The organism is Polynucleobacter sp. JS-JIR-5-A7, from assembly GCF_018687935.1.
Taxonomy (GTDB): Bacteria; Pseudomonadota; Gammaproteobacteria; order Burkholderiales; family Burkholderiaceae; genus Polynucleobacter.
Window position 1 is genome coordinate 2,116,468 of record NZ_CP061308.1, and the last position, 21,404, is coordinate 2,137,871.

31 protein-coding genes and 1 pseudogene are annotated in these 21,404 nt (G+C 41.4%); 6 read left to right on the top strand and 26 right to left on the bottom strand.

Annotated features, from left to right (window positions below; all coding sequences use genetic code 11):
- Positions 1-57 precede the first annotated feature (57 nt).
- The 10 genes and pseudogenes from AOC29_RS11040 to AOC29_RS11075 all read right to left on the bottom strand — a co-directional run bounded on the left by AOC29_RS11040 (position 58) and on the right by AOC29_RS11075 (position 6,793).
- A complete protein-coding gene (locus tag AOC29_RS11040; protein ID WP_215296024.1) occupies positions 58-663 on the bottom strand; it encodes a DUF6803 family protein in 606 nt (201 codons plus the stop codon).
- Between the two features lie 586 nt (positions 664-1,249).
- A complete protein-coding gene (locus tag AOC29_RS11395; RefSeq protein ID WP_256441760.1) occupies positions 1,250-1,384 on the bottom strand; it encodes a hypothetical protein in 135 nt (44 codons plus the stop codon).
- 138 nt (positions 1,385-1,522) lie between these two features.
- Positions 1,523-1,735 (bottom strand): annotated as a pseudogene (locus AOC29_RS11045) (alkaline phosphatase family protein); the annotation flags it as partial.
- Positions 1,736-1,759: 24 nt separating this feature from the next.
- The gene (locus tag AOC29_RS11050) at positions 1,760-1,924 is read right to left on the bottom strand and encodes a hypothetical protein (protein WP_215296025.1); all 165 of its coding nucleotides are present in this window, start codon (positions 1,922-1,924) and stop codon (positions 1,760-1,762) included.
- A gap of 38 nt (positions 1,925-1,962) precedes the next feature.
- Positions 1,963-3,666, bottom strand: a complete 1,704-nt coding sequence (locus tag AOC29_RS11055; RefSeq protein WP_215296026.1) for a Rieske 2Fe-2S domain-containing protein — start codon at positions 3,664-3,666, stop codon at positions 1,963-1,965.
- A gap of 16 nt (positions 3,667-3,682) precedes the next feature.
- Positions 3,683-4,219, bottom strand: coding sequence for a tyrosine-type recombinase/integrase (locus AOC29_RS11375; protein WP_251370007.1), 537 nt, complete (start codon positions 4,217-4,219; stop codon positions 3,683-3,685).
- A gap of 33 nt (positions 4,220-4,252) precedes the next feature.
- The gene (locus AOC29_RS11380) at positions 4,253-4,906 is read right to left on the bottom strand and encodes a hypothetical protein (RefSeq protein WP_251370008.1); all 654 of its coding nucleotides are present in this window, start codon (positions 4,904-4,906) and stop codon (positions 4,253-4,255) included.
- Positions 4,907-5,319: 413 nt separating this feature from the next.
- On the bottom strand, positions 5,320-5,991 hold the full coding sequence (locus tag AOC29_RS11065) for an MIP/aquaporin family protein (RefSeq protein ID WP_215296027.1): 672 nt from the start codon (positions 5,989-5,991) through the stop codon (positions 5,320-5,322).
- Positions 5,988-6,467 carry an arsenate reductase ArsC gene (locus AOC29_RS11070; RefSeq protein WP_215284966.1) on the bottom strand — a complete coding sequence of 160 codons (480 nt, stop codon included), beginning with the start codon at positions 6,465-6,467 and terminating at the stop codon, positions 5,988-5,990. Before AOC29_RS11070 ends, AOC29_RS11065 begins: the two co-directional genes overlap by 4 nt.
- Positions 6,464-6,793: a helix-turn-helix transcriptional regulator gene (locus tag AOC29_RS11075; RefSeq protein WP_215296028.1), complete on the bottom strand. Its 330-nt coding sequence runs from the start codon at positions 6,791-6,793 to the stop codon at positions 6,464-6,466. Before AOC29_RS11075 ends, AOC29_RS11070 begins: the two co-directional genes overlap by 4 nt.
- Positions 6,794-6,886: 93 nt before the next feature.
- Here AOC29_RS11075 and arsH point away from each other — a divergent pair, with 93 nt between their 5' ends.
- On the top strand, positions 6,887-7,597 hold the full coding sequence (gene arsH, locus AOC29_RS11080; RefSeq protein ID WP_215296029.1) for an arsenical resistance protein ArsH: 711 nt from the start codon (positions 6,887-6,889) through the stop codon (positions 7,595-7,597).
- A 270-nt stretch (positions 7,598-7,867) separates the two neighbouring features.
- Here the strand turns inward: arsH and AOC29_RS11085 are convergent, their stop codons facing one another.
- Both AOC29_RS11085 and AOC29_RS11090 read right to left on the bottom strand, forming a co-directional pair.
- Positions 7,868-8,197 (bottom strand): hypothetical protein, encoded by a 330-nt coding sequence (locus AOC29_RS11085; RefSeq protein WP_215296030.1) that lies wholly within the window; start codon positions 8,195-8,197, stop codon positions 7,868-7,870.
- Positions 8,198-8,480: 283 nt separating this feature from the next.
- Positions 8,481-8,918 carry a DUF6641 family protein gene (locus AOC29_RS11090; protein ID WP_215296031.1) on the bottom strand — a complete coding sequence of 146 codons (438 nt, stop codon included), beginning with the start codon at positions 8,916-8,918 and terminating at the stop codon, positions 8,481-8,483.
- A 739-nt stretch (positions 8,919-9,657) separates the two neighbouring features.
- On the opposite strand from AOC29_RS11090, the gene AOC29_RS11095 reads away from it, so the two are divergent.
- Both AOC29_RS11095 and AOC29_RS11100 read left to right on the top strand, forming a co-directional pair.
- Positions 9,658-10,434, top strand: a complete 777-nt coding sequence (locus AOC29_RS11095; RefSeq protein WP_215296032.1) for a hypothetical protein — start codon at positions 9,658-9,660, stop codon at positions 10,432-10,434.
- Positions 10,435-10,603: 169 nt separating this feature from the next.
- The gene (locus tag AOC29_RS11100) at positions 10,604-11,170 is read left to right on the top strand and encodes a site-specific integrase (protein WP_215296033.1); all 567 of its coding nucleotides are present in this window, start codon (positions 10,604-10,606) and stop codon (positions 11,168-11,170) included.
- A gap of 21 nt (positions 11,171-11,191) precedes the next feature.
- On the opposite strand, the gene AOC29_RS11105 is transcribed toward AOC29_RS11100, so the two are convergent.
- Positions 11,192-11,920: a hypothetical protein gene (locus AOC29_RS11105; RefSeq protein WP_215296034.1), complete on the bottom strand. Its 729-nt coding sequence runs from the start codon at positions 11,918-11,920 to the stop codon at positions 11,192-11,194.
- A gap of 136 nt (positions 11,921-12,056) precedes the next feature.
- Here AOC29_RS11105 and AOC29_RS11110 point away from each other — a divergent pair, with 136 nt between their 5' ends.
- From AOC29_RS11110 to AOC29_RS11120, 3 genes are read left to right on the top strand one after another with little or no spacing between them, the layout of a single operon-like run.
- Positions 12,057-12,839, top strand: a complete 783-nt coding sequence (locus tag AOC29_RS11110; protein ID WP_215296035.1) for a hypothetical protein — start codon at positions 12,057-12,059, stop codon at positions 12,837-12,839.
- A gap of 54 nt (positions 12,840-12,893) precedes the next feature.
- Entirely contained in the window at positions 12,894-13,577 is a 684-nt protein-coding gene (locus AOC29_RS11115; RefSeq protein WP_215296036.1) for an AAA family ATPase, read from the top strand.
- Positions 13,578-13,586: 9 nt separating this feature from the next.
- The gene (locus AOC29_RS11120) at positions 13,587-13,772 is read left to right on the top strand and encodes a hypothetical protein (protein WP_215296037.1); all 186 of its coding nucleotides are present in this window, start codon (positions 13,587-13,589) and stop codon (positions 13,770-13,772) included.
- A gap of 59 nt (positions 13,773-13,831) precedes the next feature.
- On the opposite strand, the gene AOC29_RS11125 is transcribed toward AOC29_RS11120, so the two are convergent.
- The 13 genes from AOC29_RS11125 to pal all read right to left on the bottom strand — a co-directional run bounded on the left by AOC29_RS11125 (position 13,832) and on the right by pal (position 21,371).
- The gene (locus AOC29_RS11125; protein WP_215296038.1) at positions 13,832-15,106 is read right to left on the bottom strand and encodes a tyrosine-type recombinase/integrase; all 1,275 of its coding nucleotides are present in this window, start codon (positions 15,104-15,106) and stop codon (positions 13,832-13,834) included.
- A 154-nt stretch (positions 15,107-15,260) separates the two neighbouring features.
- Positions 15,261-16,298 (bottom strand): phosphate ABC transporter substrate-binding protein PstS, encoded by a 1,038-nt coding sequence (gene pstS, locus AOC29_RS11130; protein ID WP_215296039.1) that lies wholly within the window; start codon positions 16,296-16,298, stop codon positions 15,261-15,263.
- Between the two features lie 83 nt (positions 16,299-16,381).
- On the bottom strand, positions 16,382-16,723 hold the full coding sequence (locus tag AOC29_RS11135; protein WP_215296040.1) for a hypothetical protein: 342 nt from the start codon (positions 16,721-16,723) through the stop codon (positions 16,382-16,384).
- Between the two features lie 150 nt (positions 16,724-16,873).
- Positions 16,874-17,182 carry a hypothetical protein gene (locus AOC29_RS11140; RefSeq protein ID WP_215296041.1) on the bottom strand — a complete coding sequence of 103 codons (309 nt, stop codon included), beginning with the start codon at positions 17,180-17,182 and terminating at the stop codon, positions 16,874-16,876.
- A gap of 3 nt (positions 17,183-17,185) precedes the next feature.
- Positions 17,186-17,698 (bottom strand): hypothetical protein, encoded by a 513-nt coding sequence (locus AOC29_RS11145; protein ID WP_215296042.1) that lies wholly within the window; start codon positions 17,696-17,698, stop codon positions 17,186-17,188.
- A 222-nt stretch (positions 17,699-17,920) separates the two neighbouring features.
- Positions 17,921-18,274, bottom strand: a complete 354-nt coding sequence (locus tag AOC29_RS11150; protein WP_215296043.1) for a hypothetical protein — start codon at positions 18,272-18,274, stop codon at positions 17,921-17,923.
- A gap of 244 nt (positions 18,275-18,518) precedes the next feature.
- The gene (locus AOC29_RS11155) at positions 18,519-18,830 is read right to left on the bottom strand and encodes a hypothetical protein (RefSeq protein ID WP_112295107.1); all 312 of its coding nucleotides are present in this window, start codon (positions 18,828-18,830) and stop codon (positions 18,519-18,521) included.
- 2 nt (positions 18,831-18,832) lie between these two features.
- Positions 18,833-19,507, bottom strand: coding sequence for an SUMF1/EgtB/PvdO family nonheme iron enzyme (locus AOC29_RS11160; RefSeq protein ID WP_215296044.1), 675 nt, complete (start codon positions 19,505-19,507; stop codon positions 18,833-18,835).
- Positions 19,500-19,757 carry an SUMF1/EgtB/PvdO family nonheme iron enzyme gene (locus AOC29_RS11165; RefSeq protein WP_215296045.1) on the bottom strand — a complete coding sequence of 86 codons (258 nt, stop codon included), beginning with the start codon at positions 19,755-19,757 and terminating at the stop codon, positions 19,500-19,502. Before AOC29_RS11165 ends, AOC29_RS11160 begins: the two co-directional genes overlap by 8 nt.
- 7 nt (positions 19,758-19,764) lie before the next feature.
- Positions 19,765-20,007: a DUF2789 family protein gene (locus tag AOC29_RS11170; RefSeq protein ID WP_215296046.1), complete on the bottom strand. Its 243-nt coding sequence runs from the start codon at positions 20,005-20,007 to the stop codon at positions 19,765-19,767.
- Positions 20,008-20,019: 12 nt separating this feature from the next.
- The gene (locus AOC29_RS11175) at positions 20,020-20,328 is read right to left on the bottom strand and encodes a hypothetical protein (RefSeq protein ID WP_215296047.1); all 309 of its coding nucleotides are present in this window, start codon (positions 20,326-20,328) and stop codon (positions 20,020-20,022) included.
- A gap of 12 nt (positions 20,329-20,340) precedes the next feature.
- Positions 20,341-20,862 carry a hypothetical protein gene (locus AOC29_RS11180; protein ID WP_215296048.1) on the bottom strand — a complete coding sequence of 174 codons (522 nt, stop codon included), beginning with the start codon at positions 20,860-20,862 and terminating at the stop codon, positions 20,341-20,343.
- A 17-nt stretch (positions 20,863-20,879) separates the two neighbouring features.
- A complete protein-coding gene (gene pal, locus AOC29_RS11185) occupies positions 20,880-21,371 on the bottom strand; it encodes a peptidoglycan-associated lipoprotein Pal (protein WP_215296049.1) in 492 nt (163 codons plus the stop codon).
- Between the last annotated feature and the right edge of the window lie 33 nt (positions 21,372-21,404).

Sequence of the window (21,404 nt, forward strand, 5' to 3'; positions counted from 1 at the left end):
TTCTTGGTGGCTTGAGGTGGAATCGATCGGGGCTGAGGATGCCTGATCCTTAAGGCATTAGTGATTATGGCCCTTATTATTCATTGGCATCTGACCGTCGATCATTTTCTGATGTTGTTTCATCATGTCGCCATGCCCATCAGGATGGCAAAACTCATGATCCGAGTTACCACCCATTTGATGAGGATTAGCGCCTTTGTATCCTAGAATACTTGGATCAAGCATGCCGGCGATCATGGCAATGTGTCCAAATACCAAGAACAAGGCGACACATATCGCATGAATTTTTAGCTTGCCCATTTGGTCTAGCGTTCGATTTACTAAACCCAACTCTTGTAGGGCAATCCAGATCAGCGGCAATCCTGCGATGACATAAGTGCTAACAGCGATTACATCAATCACTGTTCTCCACTCGCCTGCCTGTGTAACAGGAATAATGGCATTAGTCACAATGTAGTAAATGATCCCAACAAAGTAAACGCCTACAGCAATTCCAGAAAAGCGATTGAGGTAATAAACAGCACCATCGAACTTGCGAGTAAAGAGTAGATATAGCTCAGTGATAGCTAAAGTCTCTGCCAAGATGATTGGGATGGCCATAAAAATAATTAAATTCCAGGGCTGATTAACAGCCAATAACTCCATGTAGTGAGTCATGTTCATAAGATTTCTCCAATAGATTACGGTGGCTGGATGCCACAAAAATTAGTTAATGCGTAGTTAACTAATTAATCTTGGAGGTTTGAATATATGACTTGGAACTGCCTCAACAATGAGTTGGAGCACTTGAGAAACAAAGTGATTTGAGAAATCTGGCTGGATATATTGGCTAGTAGATAAGTTTGCTATTACGCCCAAACAGCATTGATGCTGTGCTTGATGATTTGTTGATTGCGAGTTCTCAACATTCACATCTCTTTTTGTATGGCAATCATGCTGAACTACATGCCCAGAATGAGCTTGTGATTTAGAGTCAGCAGATAAGGGCATGCTAGCCGCGTGAATCAAGCTGGCAAATAGACTAAAGCAAAGGCTGATACATATCCTTCTCATAATTCCATTCTACGCCCAACAAATAAAAACCACCCGAAGGTAGTTTTAGTGAATCTTGGTGGCCCGGGGCGGAATCGAACCACCGACACAAGGATTTTCAATTCTTTTTACAGGATTAATACTGACTCTTGATATTTCCCTTTTGAGCCAATTGTGGAAACATTTCGGCTGCCAACTCCAGAACAATCTTGATGCCTTATTTTGGAATAATTGGACTATTTGGATCTTTTGGCATCGAAGGAGCTGGGTAACCCGCAGCATGGGAAAACTTAACAATGCCTGGAATCATTTCCTTAGCCAATCCTGAATATACTGGCAGCAGATTATTCAAATCCGGCGCCTTATATTCTGAAACTGGTCGCGCGACTGGGGTAGGCCATGTACTTGGATCGCAAGGGGTTGTCCGTATGAAGCAAGGCTCATGCGTTCTCACACTGGCATCACAGGCAGTAAATGGTTTGCCAAGATTCTATGCTTTACGCAAACTCGCAATCATAGAGGTATCACGGAATTCTTTAGCGAATACTGTCTTCCCAGGAATCCATGACAAAATCATTACCACAAGAACAAGATAGCCAGATCTGCGGAAATCAAATCTTTGTTGGCCTTTTGGCACTGATGGATCTGGAGCAGGAACCAATGGAGGTGGCACGCGATCATAAGTTCCACCCGGCTCATCCCAACCAAGAAAAAAGTGTTGAGCACATTAGACCCTGCCCGTGTTGTTGACTCGTTTAAGACGAGCGAACAGTTCTTTTAGTCTTTTAATCTTCGCTTTTTCAGTTGTAGGTAGTTTAAATAGAGCGGTAGCATCTTGAACTTGCTTTGCTGGCTGTAATTTCTTTTTGATTTCTTCTAATGTAGATGACATTTACGAAAAATCAGTTAAAGTTCGCACATATATTATGCTTAAAGCTTTGCTACTAGTGCGTGCCCTCCAATAATCTCTCTATTTGTAAAATGATCCCAAAACTTAAAGTTATATACATTAGGATCTCTAAACATCTTAATTTGAAATCCAATAGACAAGTCTTCCAGCGGCAAACCCTGCTCAAAAACCCCTTGAAGACTACCCTGTCTAACTCTCAGGAGTTCAATATTATTTCTAGTATGCTTCCTCAACATATCAATAACCTGAGAATCTAATTTTTTATCAATATCAATAATTGAAGACCCTCTGCCTTCTTGTGAAAAATTTACAACTAAAGCTGTATTTTCAAAATTTGAAAAGTCATCATTAGAGGGAATTATTACTATTGTTAACTTATCAAAAAAAGAAGCACTAAGAAATTTTTCACCAAGAATAAGTAATTTTTTAGAAATAAAACCTTCCGCATCTGAAGAAAATTTTGTAATTTCTTCTTTTACGTATTCTTCATCAAGAAAGTAAAGTGGGGACTCATATTGCTCTAACTTATTTAAATCTTTTCCAAAAATATTTAAACGTGAAGTTTCTATTGGGTTAATTCCAATAACTTCAGGAAAGGTAGCCTCTACATATTGTATAAGGTCATCTGGAGAGTTTTTGATATTAATTCTTTTTACATCTAAATCTCTATTTATTTCTGTAAAGTATCCGGCGTATGGGATAACGAATTTTGGCATAGTTGCCGCCACTAATTTTTTTACGTAATGTGTAAGTACCGAATTTCTGTTTGCGTTTGCTATTTCAATTTTTTTCTGTAAATCAAAATTTTCAATCCGAGAAGGAAAAGCGCTCGCCCCACCTGCAAAGAGAGTAAAAAGCATATCTACTTTTGGTAAAACCCAGTTGTTAGGCATATTTGTGTCTACCCCAAAAAAAATAACGTTTTCTTTAGTGTAGACAAGCAAAGAGCTGTCATCCCTATCATCGCCTGATTTAACAATAATTAGCTTTATACTTTCATCTTTATTTATGGTCACCTCCTCAAGGAAATCAGCAATAATTAAGTTGTTATATCCTAATTTTCTTAAAATAGTTTCAACTGACTTTGATTCAAAGTTTGGCACTAAAAAACACTTGTCTTTTGATACGTATTTCTCAAGCGTAGGAATGTGTAGGTGATCTGAATGATTATGACTTATGTAGATTAAGTCGGCATTTACAAGTCTATCTACTGCCTCAACACTTGGCGGATATAAGTGCCACCATCCTGTAGCAAAACAAGGTCCAATGTACCAAGGGTCTGTGATTATCGAAATGCTGCCAGCCACTAAAGATACTGAGGCGTGAGCATTGAAATCAATTCTTATCTCACCACCATAAAGCATTTCACACGGCACTAAAGGAAAAGACTCATCTTCCTTTAGTACACATAGAATATTTTCTTTATCTACTACCTTTAGTTGTTTCTTTGGACAGGCGTTTTCATATACTCCTTCACTAAGCAATAGCGTCCATTTATGAATTGGGCAGGTTGCTGTTTTTTTACCTGGATCAAGCGATAAATTACCTCCGTTATGATCACAAATCCTATCATAAGCAACCCATTCGCCTTTGACCTTACCCAGAAAAAATTCAGCGTGCTCTGTAAAACTTTCCTCTTTTGGCTTTTTTATTTCATAGCTAATAATTTTTTTTGTATTTTTTAAAAAAACATTCTTCTGGATAGAAATAATATCTGGATTCATCAAAAAAATTTCCAAGTTATGTCAATCTGTATGCTTCCATCGTCGCAGTGAGCTTACTGTAGTGTCGCTCAATCATTCCGGCACTATTACCCATCTGCTTCGCAAGCGTGTGAATATCTATTCTATATTCTATAAGCTCCAATGTAGCATAAGTGTGTCGCAATGAGTACAAAGTGCGTGTCTGTCCTTCTGCGTCTTTTTCTAATCCGCTATCACGCATTAGCCGTCTAAAAGTTCCATTCAAACTCGGCGGTTGATAACCATTACTAAATGTAAAAAGTTTATGTGCTGTGCGTTCTTTAATAAATTGCTCAAACTCAATACCATTGTGCGATTGCTGTCTGTTGTGTAGTCGCTTTAATACATCTACAGCGCGATGCTTTGCTATCAACCATCTACCGCCCGTTTTACCATTCACCCATATGCGTAAGTAGCGTATGTCTTTGTCTGTGTGCCACTCAATGTGCTTCCAACTAATGCCTAATGCCTCTGTGCCGTGTCGCATTCCCGTTAGCAATAGCATCTCTACATAATCACGCAGTAGCGGACGCATCTCACGCTCTACAGCTAATCTCCCCTTCATACTTCACTTCACCATATACACAAGCAGATGCTCTATCTCCTCCCTGCTAAATGCTGGGCGAGCGATACTCTTTAGTCCTCGTGTTGATAGCTTCGGTATCGCAACACGCTCGCTAATCCAACCTCTACTGACAGCAACGCTACACAATCTACTCCACGCACTCGCAAGGTTATTCAGCGTGCTTGCTTTAGGCAACTTCGCCATCTGTCTATTTCGCCATAACTCAAACTCTACGATGTCGCTGTGCGTGAGCTCCTCTAACTGCTTGTCCGCAAAGTACGGAATGAAATACTTTTCTATACAAGTTATATACGATTGATACACGCTCTTTCCTCTACCCAAGTCCATCTCTTTGCGTAGCTCATCTAATGTTGCGTCTGCGATGTGTGCGAAGTCGTGTGATATGTGTGCTAAACCCAGTCGCTGTCTAAAGCGTATCTCGTCGTACATCTCGCACGCAACACTATCGGCACTTTCAACACTCGCTTTGCGCGTGCTGACTCTGTACCAACTGCCGTTGGCTAACTTAAAGCGACATTGATATAGCGGACTGCTACTGCGACGATACAAAACAACTTCGCTATCACGCAGATACAGAATGTTGGGGTTAGATGTGTAGTGTGCTGTGAGTAGTCGTAGATACCTTGCGAGTGTCATTACACAAAGTTAAACAGCGTGTTGCTAAAGTGCGGAGAGCGTAGATTATTTTTACGCACGCAAAGAGCAAAAGTTTGTACAAGCACAAAAGAAAACACCGCAGTCTTTCGACTACGGTGTATATATGGTGGCCCGGGGCGGAATCGAACCACCGACACAAGGATTTTCAACTCTGTCCCCCAGACTAAACTCCCGCTAGATCTCAAAAGGTTCACCCCACCATAGGCAAACTTTGTGCACAAAACTTTCTTAGGTGTTTGTATGGGGTTGATTTGGTTGAGTTATTTTGACCCACGCAAGGATAGTAAGAGAGTTTGGTGGCGTAGCGAGGATTTGACTGACACAGGGATAACGACTCCTTGTTGTGATTGGGGTACCCCGTGCATGAACTGTCCTTTTAAAGGACATTGCCTCTATAAACCTCTTGTATAGCTCTTGTTATCTTTTGGCTCAACTAGAGCAAGAATTCCAACAACCAATAATGCCGCAATGACCTCAGCCACAACAAATCCTAAAACATCATTAGGAGCAATGCCCACAAAGGTATTGGTTAAGCTCCTTGCTACTGCTACTGCTGGATTGCTAAAGAAGGTAGAGGAAGTAAACCAGTAGCCTGCTGTCACTGCCAAAGCAACTAACATTGGAACCTTATCTTTAGCCTCTTTATCTCCAATGTGTATTACTGAGAGCAATACGAGTGTTGATACAAGCTCACTCACCCAAATACCTAATCCTGTTCTGACTTTGGTTGATTCTTGAATAATGGGCAAGCTGAACATTAAATGGGTGAGCCATATTCCAGCAATAGCGCCTGTGAACTGGCAAACCCAATAGCCCAACATCTTTTTTAGATTGAGATGTCCTAACTTCCAAAACATCAATGTGACAACTGGATTAAAGTGGGCGCCAGAGATGGGTCCGAGCAAAACAATTAAAGCGTAGAGTCCTGCGCCTGTAGCAATGCTATTACCAAGTAAGGCAACTGCGGCGTTGCCTGCTCCCAATGATTCACCCATAAAGCCAGACCCCGCCACTATTGCTAATAGCAGGGCTGTGCCCACAAACTCACTTACATAACTTTTCATGCTTTTGTATGAATCTCTTTTAGGCTCATTGAATCTAATTTGTCTAAAGGCATAGATGCCAAGATATCGATACGCTTTTTCAAACCAATCATCACATCCTTAAATGCTTTGCGTTTTTCTTCATCACCACCTTGAACTTGTGATGGATCAGGAAAGCCCCAGTGAGCTGTAGAAGGTTTGCCAGGCCAAAATGGGCATACTTCACCCGCGGCATTATCACAAACAGTAATAATGAAATCCATTTGTGGAGCATCAGGCAAGCCATACTCATCCCATGACTTAGAGCGCAACTTATTCTCGTCGTAGCCCATCTCTAAGGCTAACTCTCTAGCAAAAGGATTAACAGATGTACCTGGGGTAGAGCCAGCTGAGTAACCAACAAACTTACCACTTAGATGGGTTGATGCTAATGCTTCACCCAATACAGAGCGGGCGGAGTTATGGGTACACAAAAAGAGAATGTTGTATTGCTTCATTTGATTTTGGCTTTCTTGAGGGGTTTGATGGGAAGGCAAGACTTACCGCCACAGCAGTTATCTAATAAAAATTCACTTAACTTTTGAACTTGCTCGGCATTAGGTCTATAGATGAGATTACGACTTTGACGCTCTACCAATAAAAGCTCGGCATCCACTAAATCTTTTAGGTGAAAACTGAGGGTGGCATTGGGGATGCCAAGTTTTTCAATAATTTGACTTGGAGTTAACCCAAGGTCACCACGCTGAACAATGAGGCGAAACACATTAAGTCGGGTTTCTTGCCCTAGAGCGAGGAAAGCAGAGATAGCGTTATCATTATTCATATTTCGAATTATATGGAAATATATGACAGTTTTATGAAATCTCGTTTCTAATAGACTCTCTTAATAATTTCACCTTTAAATTAGTATTCATCCATGACTGATCTACCCAATATCGATAAAGCCCTATTTCATAAGCCAAGTCTTGATGAATTAACCATCAACTCCATTGATAGTCACCCACCTAAGATTTTGCTTTTATATGGATCACTTAGAGAGAGGTCATTTAGTCGCCTTCTGGCAGAAGAAGCAGAAAGAATATTAAAAGCGATGGGCTGTGAAACGCGATTCTTTAATCCTCATGGATTGCCGCAAGTGGATGACGCTCCTGAAACACATCCCAAAGTAGTAGAGCTAAGAGAGTTAGTTCAATGGGCAGAAGGAATGGTGTGGAGCAGTCCTGAGCGACACGGAGCTATGACAGGACTAATGAAATCGCAGATTGATTGGATCCCACTTAGCGTTGGCGCTGTCAGACCCTCTCAAGGCAAGACTCTTGCTTTATTACAAGTGAGCGGTGGTTCGCAATCTTTTAATGCTCTCAATCAAATGCGAATTCTAGGTAGATGGATGAGGATGATCACAATTCCAAATCAATCGTCAGTGCCCAAAGCATTTCTAGAGTTTGAGGATAACAATCGCATGAAACCTTCGGCCAATTACGATCGAGTAGTTGATGTCATGGAAGAGCTGGTTAAATTTACTTTGCTAACTAGGTCAGTTTCAAGCTATTTGACTGATCGCTACAGTGAGCGAAAAGAAAGTGCTGAGGAATTATCAAAGCGGGTTAATCAAAGAGCTATTTGATTGAGTTGTCGTTTAAAACGACATCGACTGATGCAAGGATGAATAATTGACGTGTCCTTTTAAAGGACAAATTAAAACCATCCTCGCAATACCTCTCATCCCCACTAACAAGCGATTTCCTTTTCCAATAAAAACCGCCAAAAAACCCTTGAATTTGGGTCAAATCGCCTGATTGTCAGAATAAGAATTATTACGAATACGAGGTGGGGTTAGATTAGATCACCAGGGGCCGAGATCTCCACTGGCCTTGAAAATTGCGCGGTAATTTTTTTAGGGCTTACTACTGATCGGCTTGATAGTTTGTTGATGATGCTGGCGATCCTTTTCCAGCTTTAGTTGTTGTTTGGCTGAATCCACATTTCTCTTAAGAGAAGCTACTCTTGCCTGCTTGAGATTCAGTGGCTTAGTGGGTTTAATCATTTTGATAGCCTCACCTAAAGACAAGGTATCTTTATCTTCAGATAGGCTGGGAGCTGACACCAAACTATTCATACCAAATTGATATTGCAGAATCAGCCGCGCATGGATCTGACTATCGGCAAATACAGCTGTTTTAACTTGATGACCATTGATACGGACAAGGGCTTGATATTTGTTCATACAAATATTTATAGTCTCGGCGCCCCTCGGGTCTTTTAAATCATGTCGCATTCGGCTCTTTGCCAGCTGGCTCGCCTCTGCGATGGGGGCTTCAGCCCACCCATCTTTTCCAAAACGTGCACCACGTGGTGCTGGAAAATGATGGTCTTCTCTGTCCTAAGCGCACCAGCTGGTGCAGGACATTCGTCTTAGGCTTCGCTGGATCGGTGGCGACAGCCCTCGCCACCTATGGGGCTACCTTGCGGTGCGCCCCATATATAAATGTCCTTTAAAAGGACAAACTTCAACGACCAAAGCCCGCACGTACAGCGCCGCTTGCGGCTTCTATTTGTGTGTCAAGCTCGCCTGCTTCTACGGCCACCTTAATAATCTCTAGGGCTTTAATTAGCTCATCTGCTGAATTCACCTCAACAGCAGTCTTGCCTTTAGCGAACTCAATAATCTTGGCGCCGTAGCGGATGTTTAAGCAAACCTTGCCATCCATAGCAACGAACCACCATTGACGAATACGCTTTTCATGTTCAATGGTTTTACGTGCGCCAGTAATGTCTTTAACTGTTTTGAATTTCTTAACAGTAAACGTACCGCCTTCTTTGCTGGCTTTAGCTAACTGGATCTGCTCCCACACTTTATTCGCTAATTTATTCCTGCGATGTAGTACTGGTGGAATTGCTGTTGGCTTTTTTGAATTAACCATTTTCAAACTGTTTAATGTGCTCATCTTTTTCTCCTATAAGTGAATGGGCACACTTAATTTATTGTCAGAGTTTTTGGATGGACAACCTCTTTTTGCCAAAAGCCACAAAGATCTAATAAATTTGCCAATAATGCGCCTTCTTTTATTAGGTTTCACTAAATAACTATGACGACAAAACAGAAGAACGTTTTGTATGCCATTACATTACTACCGAAACAAGAGCAGTGACACTCAGTCGTTATGTCACCCTAAAGCTGGACTAGGAGTCACAGTCATGGAAATTCTGGGCGGTAGCAGAGACTTAATTCACTATCCTTAACCGGACGCCATTAGCCTTGCTGACTAATATGAATCAAGTATACGAATTAGCACAAAGATCGTAGAACATTGTTTTACGGATCACGAGAAAGCCCTGCTTACACAGCAACTTTCAAACAAGACAAGGGTAGCCACTTATTGCTTTTGTCATTGTTGCGTTTCAAGCCGCACATAAAAGGAGACAGCGAAACCGCCCTTCCCAAACTGGTTGTGCCCATAAGTGGTGTAGTAAAGAACTCAGCGAAAGTCCTTTTCTATTACTGAGCCTGTTGCTTAAGGCTCAGTGTAGGTTGAATCTAGCGAAAGTCCATCAAACAACATCAGATCAGCATTAGAGAAGAAGAAATGTGATGAGCGACAAGCGAAATCACAGGGGAACGTAGTTCGCCTTTACTCAATAACAACTATCAAAATTTATATTAAAGTATTGAAAAAGGAGGGAATTATGCAAATACAAAATGGTTCACCAAAAGTAATGCAATTATTAAATCGTCTAGAAAGTGAAGGCACTTTAGTTAATTTGTATTCAAAGGATTTCTTTGATAAGAATCAGCGGGGACCAGCAATCTTTCTAGAAGAATTCGAAAGAATGATTGAAATTGAGAATGGAGCAAATGATGACTATGGAGATACAAAATTTCCGCTTGGTCACCTATTAGTTATATGCACCTCTCTTTTAAGCCCTGAGGATATAAAGTTATTGAGGGATTTGTATTCCCCATTACAAAATGTATTAAGAGATGGTATTCATCATCCTAATTTTTTATTTTTTAACTTATACACAAAGCAAATTCTTTCAGTTGGTCTTGGTAGAAAGAATCGCTTATTTTGTATTGATGTTGATTCCAATAAAAGTATAGATCCTACTTATTTGATCGTAGGTTCTGACGACTTTAACTATATCCAAAAGTTTACAGAGCATGATGTCATTGACTTTGTGTCAGAGGACTTAATTGGCTCTCTTCATGCAATGGGTCTATCATTTTTTGAACAAGATCATTTACCCTTCATTCATGATCTTCATGATTTACTAGACACCGAACCTAATGAGGATGGCATTTACGAACTTGAAGGATACGATGATGGTGTCTCTGCTCAAGAGGTAAAGGACATGATTAAAGAGTATGAAGATCATCAAGAAATCATCAACAACCAATTACAAATACTTCAGTCTTTTTTTCCTGAGCTTACGGAAGGCGATTTAAATACTGGTGATTATTAATTTCTGTTGTCAAAATGCCACGATAAATATAAGAGAACAGTACTACTCTTATATTTTTGCCTAACTCATTGATAAAACAGCGGTTCTTTTTCAGCCATTTTCGGTTGCCCAAACCGAATCTAAGAAAACATACTGTAACTCTGTATTTAATACATTTCAGGGAGAACGTATGTCACAAGCTAGAGTTTTAAATCCACAAGAGCTACGCAGAGTTTTAGATCACGTTGCTACACGTAGGCATTCAGCACGTAATCGCGCTATGTTGCTACTAACGCACTACGCGGGTATGCGAGTAGCTGAAGTAGCCGCGCTACGCATAAACGACGTTTTAAACGGCGACAGTAGTATTAAGGGCGAAGTACGCTTAATGCCCGATCAAACCAAGGGCAAACATGCTCGTACTGTTTACTTAAATGAACGTATGCAAAAGGAGCTGGCGCAGTACATCAAAGCAATCAAAATCAAAGATGTAACTAAACCCTTGTTTTACACGCAGAAGCAAGCTGGGTTCTCAGCTAACTCACTTACCCAATACTTCTTTTATCTATATCGCTCTGTAGGGCTAGAGGGTGCCAGTAGCCATAGCGGTAGACGCACATTCTTAACTGGACTTGCCAATAAAGGTACGGCGATACATATATTGAAGTCTCTTGCAGGACATAGAAATATCAGCACTACTGCAACCTATCTCTATAGCAGTCCAGATCAGCTTAAGGCCGCTGTTGAGTTAATCTAATTTGTCCTTTTGAAGGACGGCTCATGCAACTGGAAATTGACCTGTGGATGAATTATCAATCCTTGTCTTTGCTTGCTTGATATACCTTCCGACTGTTGCCGCCAAACGATTACGCTTAACGAGCCTATCTGCGTAATCGTCTTTAGGATTAGGCATAGAGTCTTTATCCAATAGACCCATTTCTGCGCCAATCTCCCACAACTTTAATTTATTGGTGCCCAATCTTGTTTCCATATAACGGTCATAGACTTGTAGACACAGCCTCAAGTTTGCAATCGTATAAGTTCCATTGAGCGGATATCTGGCTGTAGTCTTGCTCACAGTTTTAGATGGGCGACCTTTCTTTCTGCCGTGGCGCTCCATCAGCAACTCATTGAAATACTTCTTTAGTGACTTCTTATCGTAAGTGAGTGGCACCTGTAAAAAGATGAAGTCATCTTTACTCCATTGATCAGGCACTTCGTCTTTCCCATCTATCTCTTTAAATTTGTAGATGGACATTTGCTCTGCAAATAATTCAACCCCTTTGGCTCGCCACCAAACTCTAAATTCATCATCGCGCACATCACCAAAGTCTGCATATAGCTTGGAGTACTTGCCCTTGCCGCCTTTTTCACAAGTCGCCAAATAGTCTTTATTGCGGCGCAAGTACGCCCACCACCAGTAATAAGGGCTCTGCTCCTGCCTAGACAAGGGCTGTCTATTGTTTTTAGTGCCAAAAGTTGGGTACGGCTCAAAGAATTTGACCATTTTCTTAACATCCTAAATAGATCATTTCTGTATGGATTATCGAATTTTAACCCAAACGAATAAATTAGATACATGGCCAAGCGGTTAAATTTCTTAACAAGCAGTCATATTTCTTAATACAGAAAGAGAGTTAAAAATGAATGCATTATTAAACGCAGTAGATACAACCCCTGTTACAACAAACGTCCTTTTAAAGGACACAACCAAAGTAACTAACGTTGCTGTTGGTACTACCGTTGCCCTTACTAATATGGAAGCAAATCGTATTAACTGGGAACAGGGTGCCTACAGAACAAGTAATCAAGCCTTATATGCAGTATTAGGTGATTGCTTGGCTTTTTGTGGTGACCTGACACTTCCAGAAGCTAAACAACGTAGCGAATCTTTAGAGTCTTTCTATAAAGATCGTGGCTACACATATAAAAAGGATCTCCCATTAGCGACACGTGTAGTGCGTGCTGTTTTTGGATCTAGAGATCGCCGCCGTATCAGCACCTACTCTTTGGTTATTCGTCAGGCAATGAAAGAGAAAGTTTTGATAACTGACTTTTCAGCATGGGTGGAAGAGCGTGGCGGCGTTCAAGAGATCAGTCTTGGTAAGAGCGCTACTTACATCAAGCCTGCGGACAAAGCTGAGATTGCTAAAAACAATCTAAAAGGCAAAACACCTATTGGCTATGCCAAGTCTGAATTGCTCTCACATGTTGCTGATGCTCAGTACCTAGGCGATATGTGCGTACTTTTAGCGGAGCAACAAGCTGACGGCAGTTTTGGTGTCTATGCAGTTTTGCGTCAAGACGGACTGGTTAAGTCTGCCTTTACCTCTTTGTATGCAGTTGGCAAAGAGCTTGAAGACAAAGCCAAAGCAGAGATCAAAGCGGCAAATGATGCAGATGGCGCTATTGCTAAATCTGCTTAATTAATCAAGGGGAATGTTATGAGCGTTCCCCATTCATATTTGAAAGGAATACAAATGTTAACGAAAGGAAATAATCATGAGCCTCAAACGATTGATGACATCATCTTTGGAAACAATGAATCTAAATTGCGGATTGAAGATATTGTCTCGGGTGCCGAAGAATTACCTTACAGCGGCAAATCAGCGATTCTTTTATACGGAGTCTTTGGGACAGGCAAAACCACACTGGCCAAAATGCTACCTAACCACATTGAATATGGCAAAACTAAAGAAGAGTTAGTTTGGGATCCAGTGTTTATAGGCTGTCAGCAGGGCTTTAATGGGCCTCAAGTGATGGCAAGAATTGACGCAATCTTGACTAAAAGCTCTTTCAACGTTAGCGGGCTTCACTACATCATTCTTGATGAAGTGGACAACTTGACTAAGCAGGCTCAGCAAAGTTTGAAGTCGGCCTTGAATACAACTCGCGGGGTATTCATATTGACGACAAACAATGTTTCTGAGCTAGACAAGGGGCTTTTGGATCGTTGCATTTTGGTAGAAATGAATGCGGCAAATCCGAATGCTTATTTGGATATTGCCAAATCCATTGCTGATGAGGCGGGGGTAGCTTTATCTAATGAAGAGTTACTGCCCACTATTCAGGCCGCTAATGGATCGTTTAGAAACTTGTTTCATAACGTGAGTCGATTGGCTAGGCGTAAAGGTCAACAGCCGCCGCCCAATGTCATTTATTAAGGGTGAAATATGGAATCAGCATGGATTGTCTTTATCGCCGATGATGAGGGATTTATTGAGGGTGTATTTGACAACGAAGAAGCGGCTAATGATTGCTACAAGTATCACGATAGCTACATGCCCTTAGCTACCTATATGCTAAGGATAAACCCCGCAATCTTTCAGTCCACCTTTACTATCCCGCTTGACGAGTAAAGTTAAGAGCCCACTTTCGAGTGGGCTCTTTTTTTGTCCTTTAAAAGGACAGTTCATATTCAAGCCAACCTATCTGCCGCCATCGTTGCCGTCAACTTGCTGTAGTGACGATCAATCATGGCGGCACTATTTCCCATCTGCTTGGATAGCGTGTGAATATCAGTCTTGTTCTCTAGCAACTCCAAAGTGGCGTAGGTATGTCTAAGTGAATAGAGTGTTCGCATCTGCCCATCATGACTTAATCCCAAACCACTATCTCGCATCAATCGCTTAAATGCGCCATCAATCCGCATAGGCTGATGACCATTGGCAAAAACAAAGATCCGCTCTGGTGCTCTTGTCTCAAATAGACGATCAAAGGGAATATCCCACACGGCACGTTGCCTACTGTGTAATCGTTTGAGCACATCTACTGCCTTATGTTTGGCAATGAGCCAACGCCCACCCGTCTTGCCATCCACCCATATACGTAGGTATTTCTTATCGCCTTGGGTATGCCACTCAACGTTGTTCCAGCAGATATTGAGTGCCTCAGTGCCATGCCGCATGCCTGTGTATAAAAGCATTTCAATATAGTCACGCAGTAGAGGGCGAGTTTCATGCTCAATCTCTAATCGGCCTTGTTTAATCCATGGCTCCATAAACTCCAATAAGCGATCAATCTCTTCACGAGTGAACGCTGGGCGGGTTTTACCTTTTTGCCCTCTAGCTGTGAGTTTTGGAATAGCTACTCGTTCGCTGATCCAACCCTTGCTAATGGCTACCAGCTGTAACTTAGTCCAAGCACTGGCAAAATTCATAAGGGTGCTGGCTCTAGGCAACTTATTCATCTGCCTATTACGCCAAACTTCAAACTCATGCACGTCTGTATAAGTTATTTCTTCTAGTCTTTTGTCACCAAAGTAGGGTAGAAAGTATTTCTCAATACAGGTGATGTAGCTACCGTACACGCTCTTGCCTATACCCACATCCAAGTCCTGCCGCATTGAGTAGAGAGTGGCGTGTGCAATTTCTGCAAACGTGGGCGACTTTTGCGCAAGCCCCAGTCTTTGGCGAAATCTGGTTTCATCGTAAAGATCGCATGCCATTCGTACTGCATGTTCAATACTGGCTTGGCGGGTGGTCTGACGATGCCATGAACCATCTTGCAGTCTAAAGCGGCAATGCCAAAGTGGACTTCCGGGTCTGCGGTGAATAACTACTTCGCCATCGCGTAAGTAAAGCTCTGTGGGCTCAGCGTATTTGAGCTGGCTTAAGGCTGTGGGCTCGGATTCTTGCTGGGGTGATGAGATTACTTCTAGGTGACTTTCAAGTACTTTGATTACCTTAGTCACTTTGTGGGCAGATTGCTGTTGTCATACAGCTATTTTATTTTCAGACTTAAAGTTGGACAACCTCAACATGAAACGTCCTTTTAAAGGACATTATTGAGACTTAATCGAAAAAAACCACCCCGGAGGGTGGTTTTGATTACCAAAATTAAGTAGATTACTTAGTATCAACCTGTGACCAGACACTCTTACGAATGAAGTTGGTAGTAGCATCGGGCATTGGCACATAGTCCAAATCTGAAGCCATTTTCTTGCCATCTTTAAAGCCAAAATCAAAAAACTTGATGGTTTCTGATGCGGTAGCTTTGTTTTCAGGTTTTTTGTAAATCACCACAAACGTAGCGCCAGTAATTGGCCAAGCGTTGGCGCCAGGCGCATTAGTAATGAAAGTATTCATGCCTGGAAACTTAGACCAGTCAGTTCCTGCAGAAGCCGCCGCGAAAGAGGCCGCTGTTGGCTCTACAAACTTCTCTTCAGCATTCTTCATTTGTGTGTAACTCATATTGTTCTTCTTAGCGTATGCATACTCTACATAGCCGATTGAATTCTTAATACGAGCTACGTTTGCCGATACCCCTTCGTTGCCCTTACCGCTGACAGTTGACGGAGCTGGCCACTTCACAGAAGCACCAAAACCAACTGCATCTTTCCAGCCTTTGTTTACCTTAGAAAGATAATTAGTAAAGATCGCTGTTGTACCAGAACCATCAGCACGAGTAACAACTGTAATCTCACCGGCAGGAATTTGAAGGCCAGGGTTAAGCAACTTAATACGCTTGTCGTTCCAGTTTGCGATTGTTCCTTGGAAAATATCAGACAGCACATCACTTGATAGCTTCAGTTGACCTGGCTTTATGCCTTCAATATTAACAACAGGTACTACGCCACCAATAATTGCTGGGAACTGAACCATCCCACTCGCCTCTAATTCTTCAAAGCTCATAGGAGCGTCAGTAGCACCAAAATCAACTGTCTTAGCTTTAATTTGCTTGATACCGCCACCAGATCCAATTGACTGGTAGTTCAAGTTATTACCTGTTTTCGCTTTAAAAGCTTCAGACCATTTAGAGAGCACTGGATAGATAAAAGAGGAGCCTGCGCCAGTGATATCTGTTGCCTGAGCAACCTGTACAAACACAGATGAGCAAGCAATGAACATGCCCGCAGTGATAACTTTTTTAAACTGTTGTTTCATAAAAAATCCTTATTAAATTAAAAATACATAACATTGCACCCCAAAGTGAAGCCCCTTGGAGTTTTAAAAATTGAAAACGTGATTTAGGCTATGGACCGAGGTGGTCTAAAGATTCGACTAGAAATTATCTTCAAGTGGGGATTTGAGTACTCGGCAATATTTGTGATGATAGCTTTAGTATTTCTCAATTCTGGCTTAGGATCAGATTCAAGATATCCCAGCACATGAGATGAAAACTGAAAATAGTTGGCGTTTTTAATATCTTGATTAGATGATTTTGAAAGGCAAAAGTTCTTTGATGCTACGCCGTTAATCTTGTGAACTTGCCCTAATCCATTTTGAACAAAAGCCGCCGCAGAAGTGCATTTAAAGGCAACAATAAAAATACAGATTAGAGTTACCAGCAGTTTTGATGAGCTACGCATTTGCTGACACTCTAGTTTGGATAAATGACAGTTATATGACAATAGATGCCAATTTAGCTACACCTCTAACCATCCAAAGCAAAATATCGGGATTTTTTAATTCATACATCAGAACCGTCCTTTAAAAGGACGGTTCTTAAATACCCATTCCTACCAGCCTCCTGATCGATGCTGAGCCCCTATGTGGTTTCCGGTTGCTCGCATATGATTTTTGCAATAAGGACAAGTGATACCGTCCCATGGCTCCAAATAATCCCCTGAACCACAAGCTCTACATAAGGGCTTAAAGGGAAGCTCAGCACTAATGCTCTCTGAATTGGGAACGGTATAGGTATCGATCAAGGCGCATGAGCTACAAGTCATGGCTACCTCAGAGGAGCGAGGACCAAGCTCGGTACCAATACCACTAATGCATTCATATTTACAAGATTTACATAAAAATTTGTACTTGGTCGCCATAGATTAACTCCCTTGATAGTCTTTCATGACCTCAGTCCACTTGTCGTTGGTGTAATGCAACCGCATTTGTCGCTCTTGATTGGCAACGCCAATGGTAATTTTTTTATTGACTAGGTCGCTATAAACATCGTCTACTTTAGAGTAGTAATACTCAAAAACTGCGACCATTTCTGGCTTTGGAAATTCCTTAGCAATGCCACGACATTGCATTGTTTCTTCCTTAAATTGTTTGAGTTCCATAGCCTGCTGATCAGTAATGAATTCTGTTGAACTCAATAACTTTTTTGCATTGGGATTATTGGGCAAAATAATGATGATGTTGGCATTCACATCTTTCGCATCATCCTTAGCATTTACTTGGGCAATACAACTAATCATTTTTTTTCGAACCGTCTCTACTTGTTTTTGTATTGCGTCTTTACTCTCAATGGTTGCCATAGTATTACTAGATTTATTGCTGGCACAACCGGCTAACATCAGGGTCGAAAGACAAATTCCTCTAAATAACTTTTTCATAATCATTTCCTAATAATGGGTCGTCTGAAGGTTTAGTGATAAACAATGTCAGCACGATAGTTTTCTTTAAATACCGCTTCTGTCTAAGATAGGTTGGCTGGCTTTTCTTTTCCATAGCTCACGGCTTTAAGCTGAGCATGGTGGGGTTTCCCAAACATAGCTAAACGTTAGTAGCTATATGGCAAATGAAAACGCCACTATGACAAACCGAACCTAAAAATATTAGGCTGTAGCTTTGGGTGGTTTAAACGCTGAGTCAGGAAAGTTTTGCGAAAACAAAACTTTATTTGCTATAGCAAATTGAATTGGGGTCTTGGGTAGGGAAAAAACGGTTATTCCAGCCTCGCTAATGTTTGCAGTCACATGACTCATTAGATGCATGGTGTGAACCTGATGCTTATCGGTGAATGACCCAGCACTCTCATACGACTGCTGTGAGATTGGTACATTGGCATAAGAGCTATCAATCTGCGCTCGCTCTATTGCGGCTTGAATAAAAATACTTCCAGCGGCCAGCTTAAATGCGATCATGAAGAGGCAAATGAATAAAACGAGTGTTTTACTACGAGGCAACATGGTTCAAATTCTATACCTGATTACTAAATTTGTCGTTTTAAATGACATCGACTGACGCAGGGATGAATAATGGATTTGTCCTTTTAAAGGACAGTTCATGATGGGGGGATGTGAACGGCAACTGTAAACTATGTGGTCGGTACCGGACGTAAAGCATGTGTCCGGTACGTACCCGGTGTTTCTTGGTGGCCCGGGGCGGAATCGAACCAGGGCCGAGAATGTCTGACTCTAGCCCTAGACTACTTTACCTATAGCCCAATACATCGTCTTGAGTTCTCTTTTGCCCCTCAAGGAATAGCTTAGTACATATCCCAGCGCCACTATGAAAACTTTGTTTTTTAGAGTCGACTTGCATTTGATACAAGGTATCAAAGCAATCCCTTCGATTAACGAACTTGAAGCTCTCTGTGTGGGTTTGCTTACCCTTGTAAAAATGAAAGAAATCTAAAGTCCAATACTTGTCGCCTTGAGCGGTTACAGTGGCTTGCTCTTTTTTAAGGGGTTCAGCACAAGAGCATAAGGCCATAACTAAAATGAGAATTATTAGTTTTTTCATTATTAGTCTTCTAATACTAACCTCATGCCTGCCAAGACATAACGCGACTCTGGCGTATTCACATTTCTAAAAGAAGATCGACAGTACAAAGGCCATGAGTGCCAAGAACCTCCTCTCCTTACTCTCGCTTCACCAATATTGGGGCCCTGTGGGTCTATGGTTGGTGCGTATTGATAATAATTTTCAGCATACCAATCAGAACACCACTCCCATACGTTCCCGATCATGTCATATAGAGCAAATGGGTTAGGAAGAAAACTGCCAACGGGAGCCGAAAATTCGTAGTGACTATGATATTCAAGAGCGTATTTTTGCCACTGCGGCCAAATCTCTACTGAATCTAAGTCAAACACATTGGCATATGAAATCAGCGTAGTTGGATCGTCGCCGGTAAAGAACCTACTATTCGTACCCGCTCTGCAGGCATATTCCCACTCGGCTTCAGTTGGTAGTCGATACTTTTTTCCCTCTTTCTCACTTAACCACTTAGCCATAGCATTGGCATCATTCCAAGTAATGTTCACCACTGGAAAATCATCCGCTTGGTTAAAACCCGTTTTATCCCACGCATACTGACTATTGCGACCTTCAAAAACTTCATCATCAATAGTCTTTAAATGGGCATCAATTGGATTGAACCCATATCCACCAGTACCGTCTCGAATCGATTCAGGCATGTATCCAGAGTGGGTTAAAAAATAACTCAAACTGCTTAACCGTGACTGGGTACTGTCCCATCCAAAATGGCTTAGTAATTATTGCCTTGTGTAGTGGGCTTTCATCATGAAATTCAGAGAGCCGAGTTAACTCATACTGAGGAAAGTCTTGTCTTAATGAATTTTCTGTTTCATTACTGCCCATTAAAAAACTTCCAGCAGGAATATAAGCAAAACTCATAGCAATACTATTTTGTAAGGTCTTCATCATTGAGATATCAAACAGCTGATTTCTTTATAAGCAAGTTAGCCAATTGATCGATAACTTCTGACCATTCCGAATCATCGGCTTTGGCTTCAATTAAAAAAGTCTTTTGCTCTGGATCCCAATAAATGGCATTTTCCAAAATAGAGCCTGGCTGTAATTGATGCCTTTCTATAAATCGTTCCATGTGAATCTTTTGGGATGACAATCCTAACTGCTCAAAAAGCTCTTCCAAAGTTCTATTGTTCATACTCATTGGAATTCTCCTTCACCAGTACTTAAAGCGAGATCTCTCAACATCAACATCTGGGCCTATAGCCCGCATCTTCATCTGACAATGTGGGCAGGTAAGCCCATCCCACTCCGCCAAATGTTTGCTAGAGAGGCAACTTGTACAAGCAGGTGAAATACTAATTTCTGTATTAATACTACCTGGGTGAGCAACCGTATATAAATCAATGGTTGCACAAGATTTACAGGCCATAACCACTCTAGAAGAGTGAAGCCCCGCCTCTCTACCAATACCACTGATGCATTCAAACTTACAAGAGCCACAAATAAATTTATATCTAGCCATAAATCTATCGCACTAATTCTTTTTAGATTGAATATCTAGACGCTTCATGCGAGCATCTTGAATCAGTAATTGCCTTTCTTGATTAGCAACTCCGATAGTGATTTTTTTAGAAATGAGATCTGCATAAACGCCATCGATTTTTTTAAAGAACTCCTGATACACCGAAATCATCTCGGGACTTAATTCCTCTAGCGCAATAGGACGACAAGAATTAGCTTCAAGCAAGTAATTAGCTAATGCCTTAGCCTGTTGATCAGTTAATTTATCGGCTGAATTAAAGAGGGCTTGTGCATGCGGATTGTTCCTTGTAACAACGATGATCTGACTATCCACCAACAATGCATCTGCACTTTGATTACTGTTAACAATACAGTCATTAAGACGCTTAGCCACAGCACCAGTATGAACTGGGGCTATTGCAGTCATTGGTGCCGGCGCTTTAGCAACTTGTACTGGGTTATTGGGGGCAAAGTTTGTCGCACATCCACTTAAGAAAGCAATGCCTATCAAACTTAGTTTGAATATGTTTTTCATTGAATAGCCTTTGAAGTTTAGCGATACACAAAATCAGCGCGGCGGTTTTCTTTAAATGCCGCTTCAGTTTGCGCTGGGTCAGCTGGCTTTTCTTTGCCAAAGCTCACTGCCTCTAGTTGAGACTCACTAACACCTTGAGAAACAAGCGCTTTCTTAACAGCTTCGGATCGCTTTTGGCCCAAGGCTAAGTTGTACTCAGCGGTTCCACGATCATCGGTATTACCTTGAATAATGACGGATGCCTTTTGCCTTTGAAATGCTTTCAAGTACGAAGCATGGGCAGAGATAGTAGAGGCATATTTTGGATCTAATGTATAGCTATCAAACTCAAAATAGATAGAACGCTTGCCATAAACGCTAGACTTAGAATCGCTGATTGGATCATACGACATTGAGCCGCCAGCGTTGATAGTAGCAACACTATTAGCATCATCTAACTTAACGCTACTACAGGCGGAAACAAATAAAACCAATAATGCCAATGGCAATATTTTTATAAACTTAAACATGATGGAATTTCCCAAATACGGCTGAATAGGCTC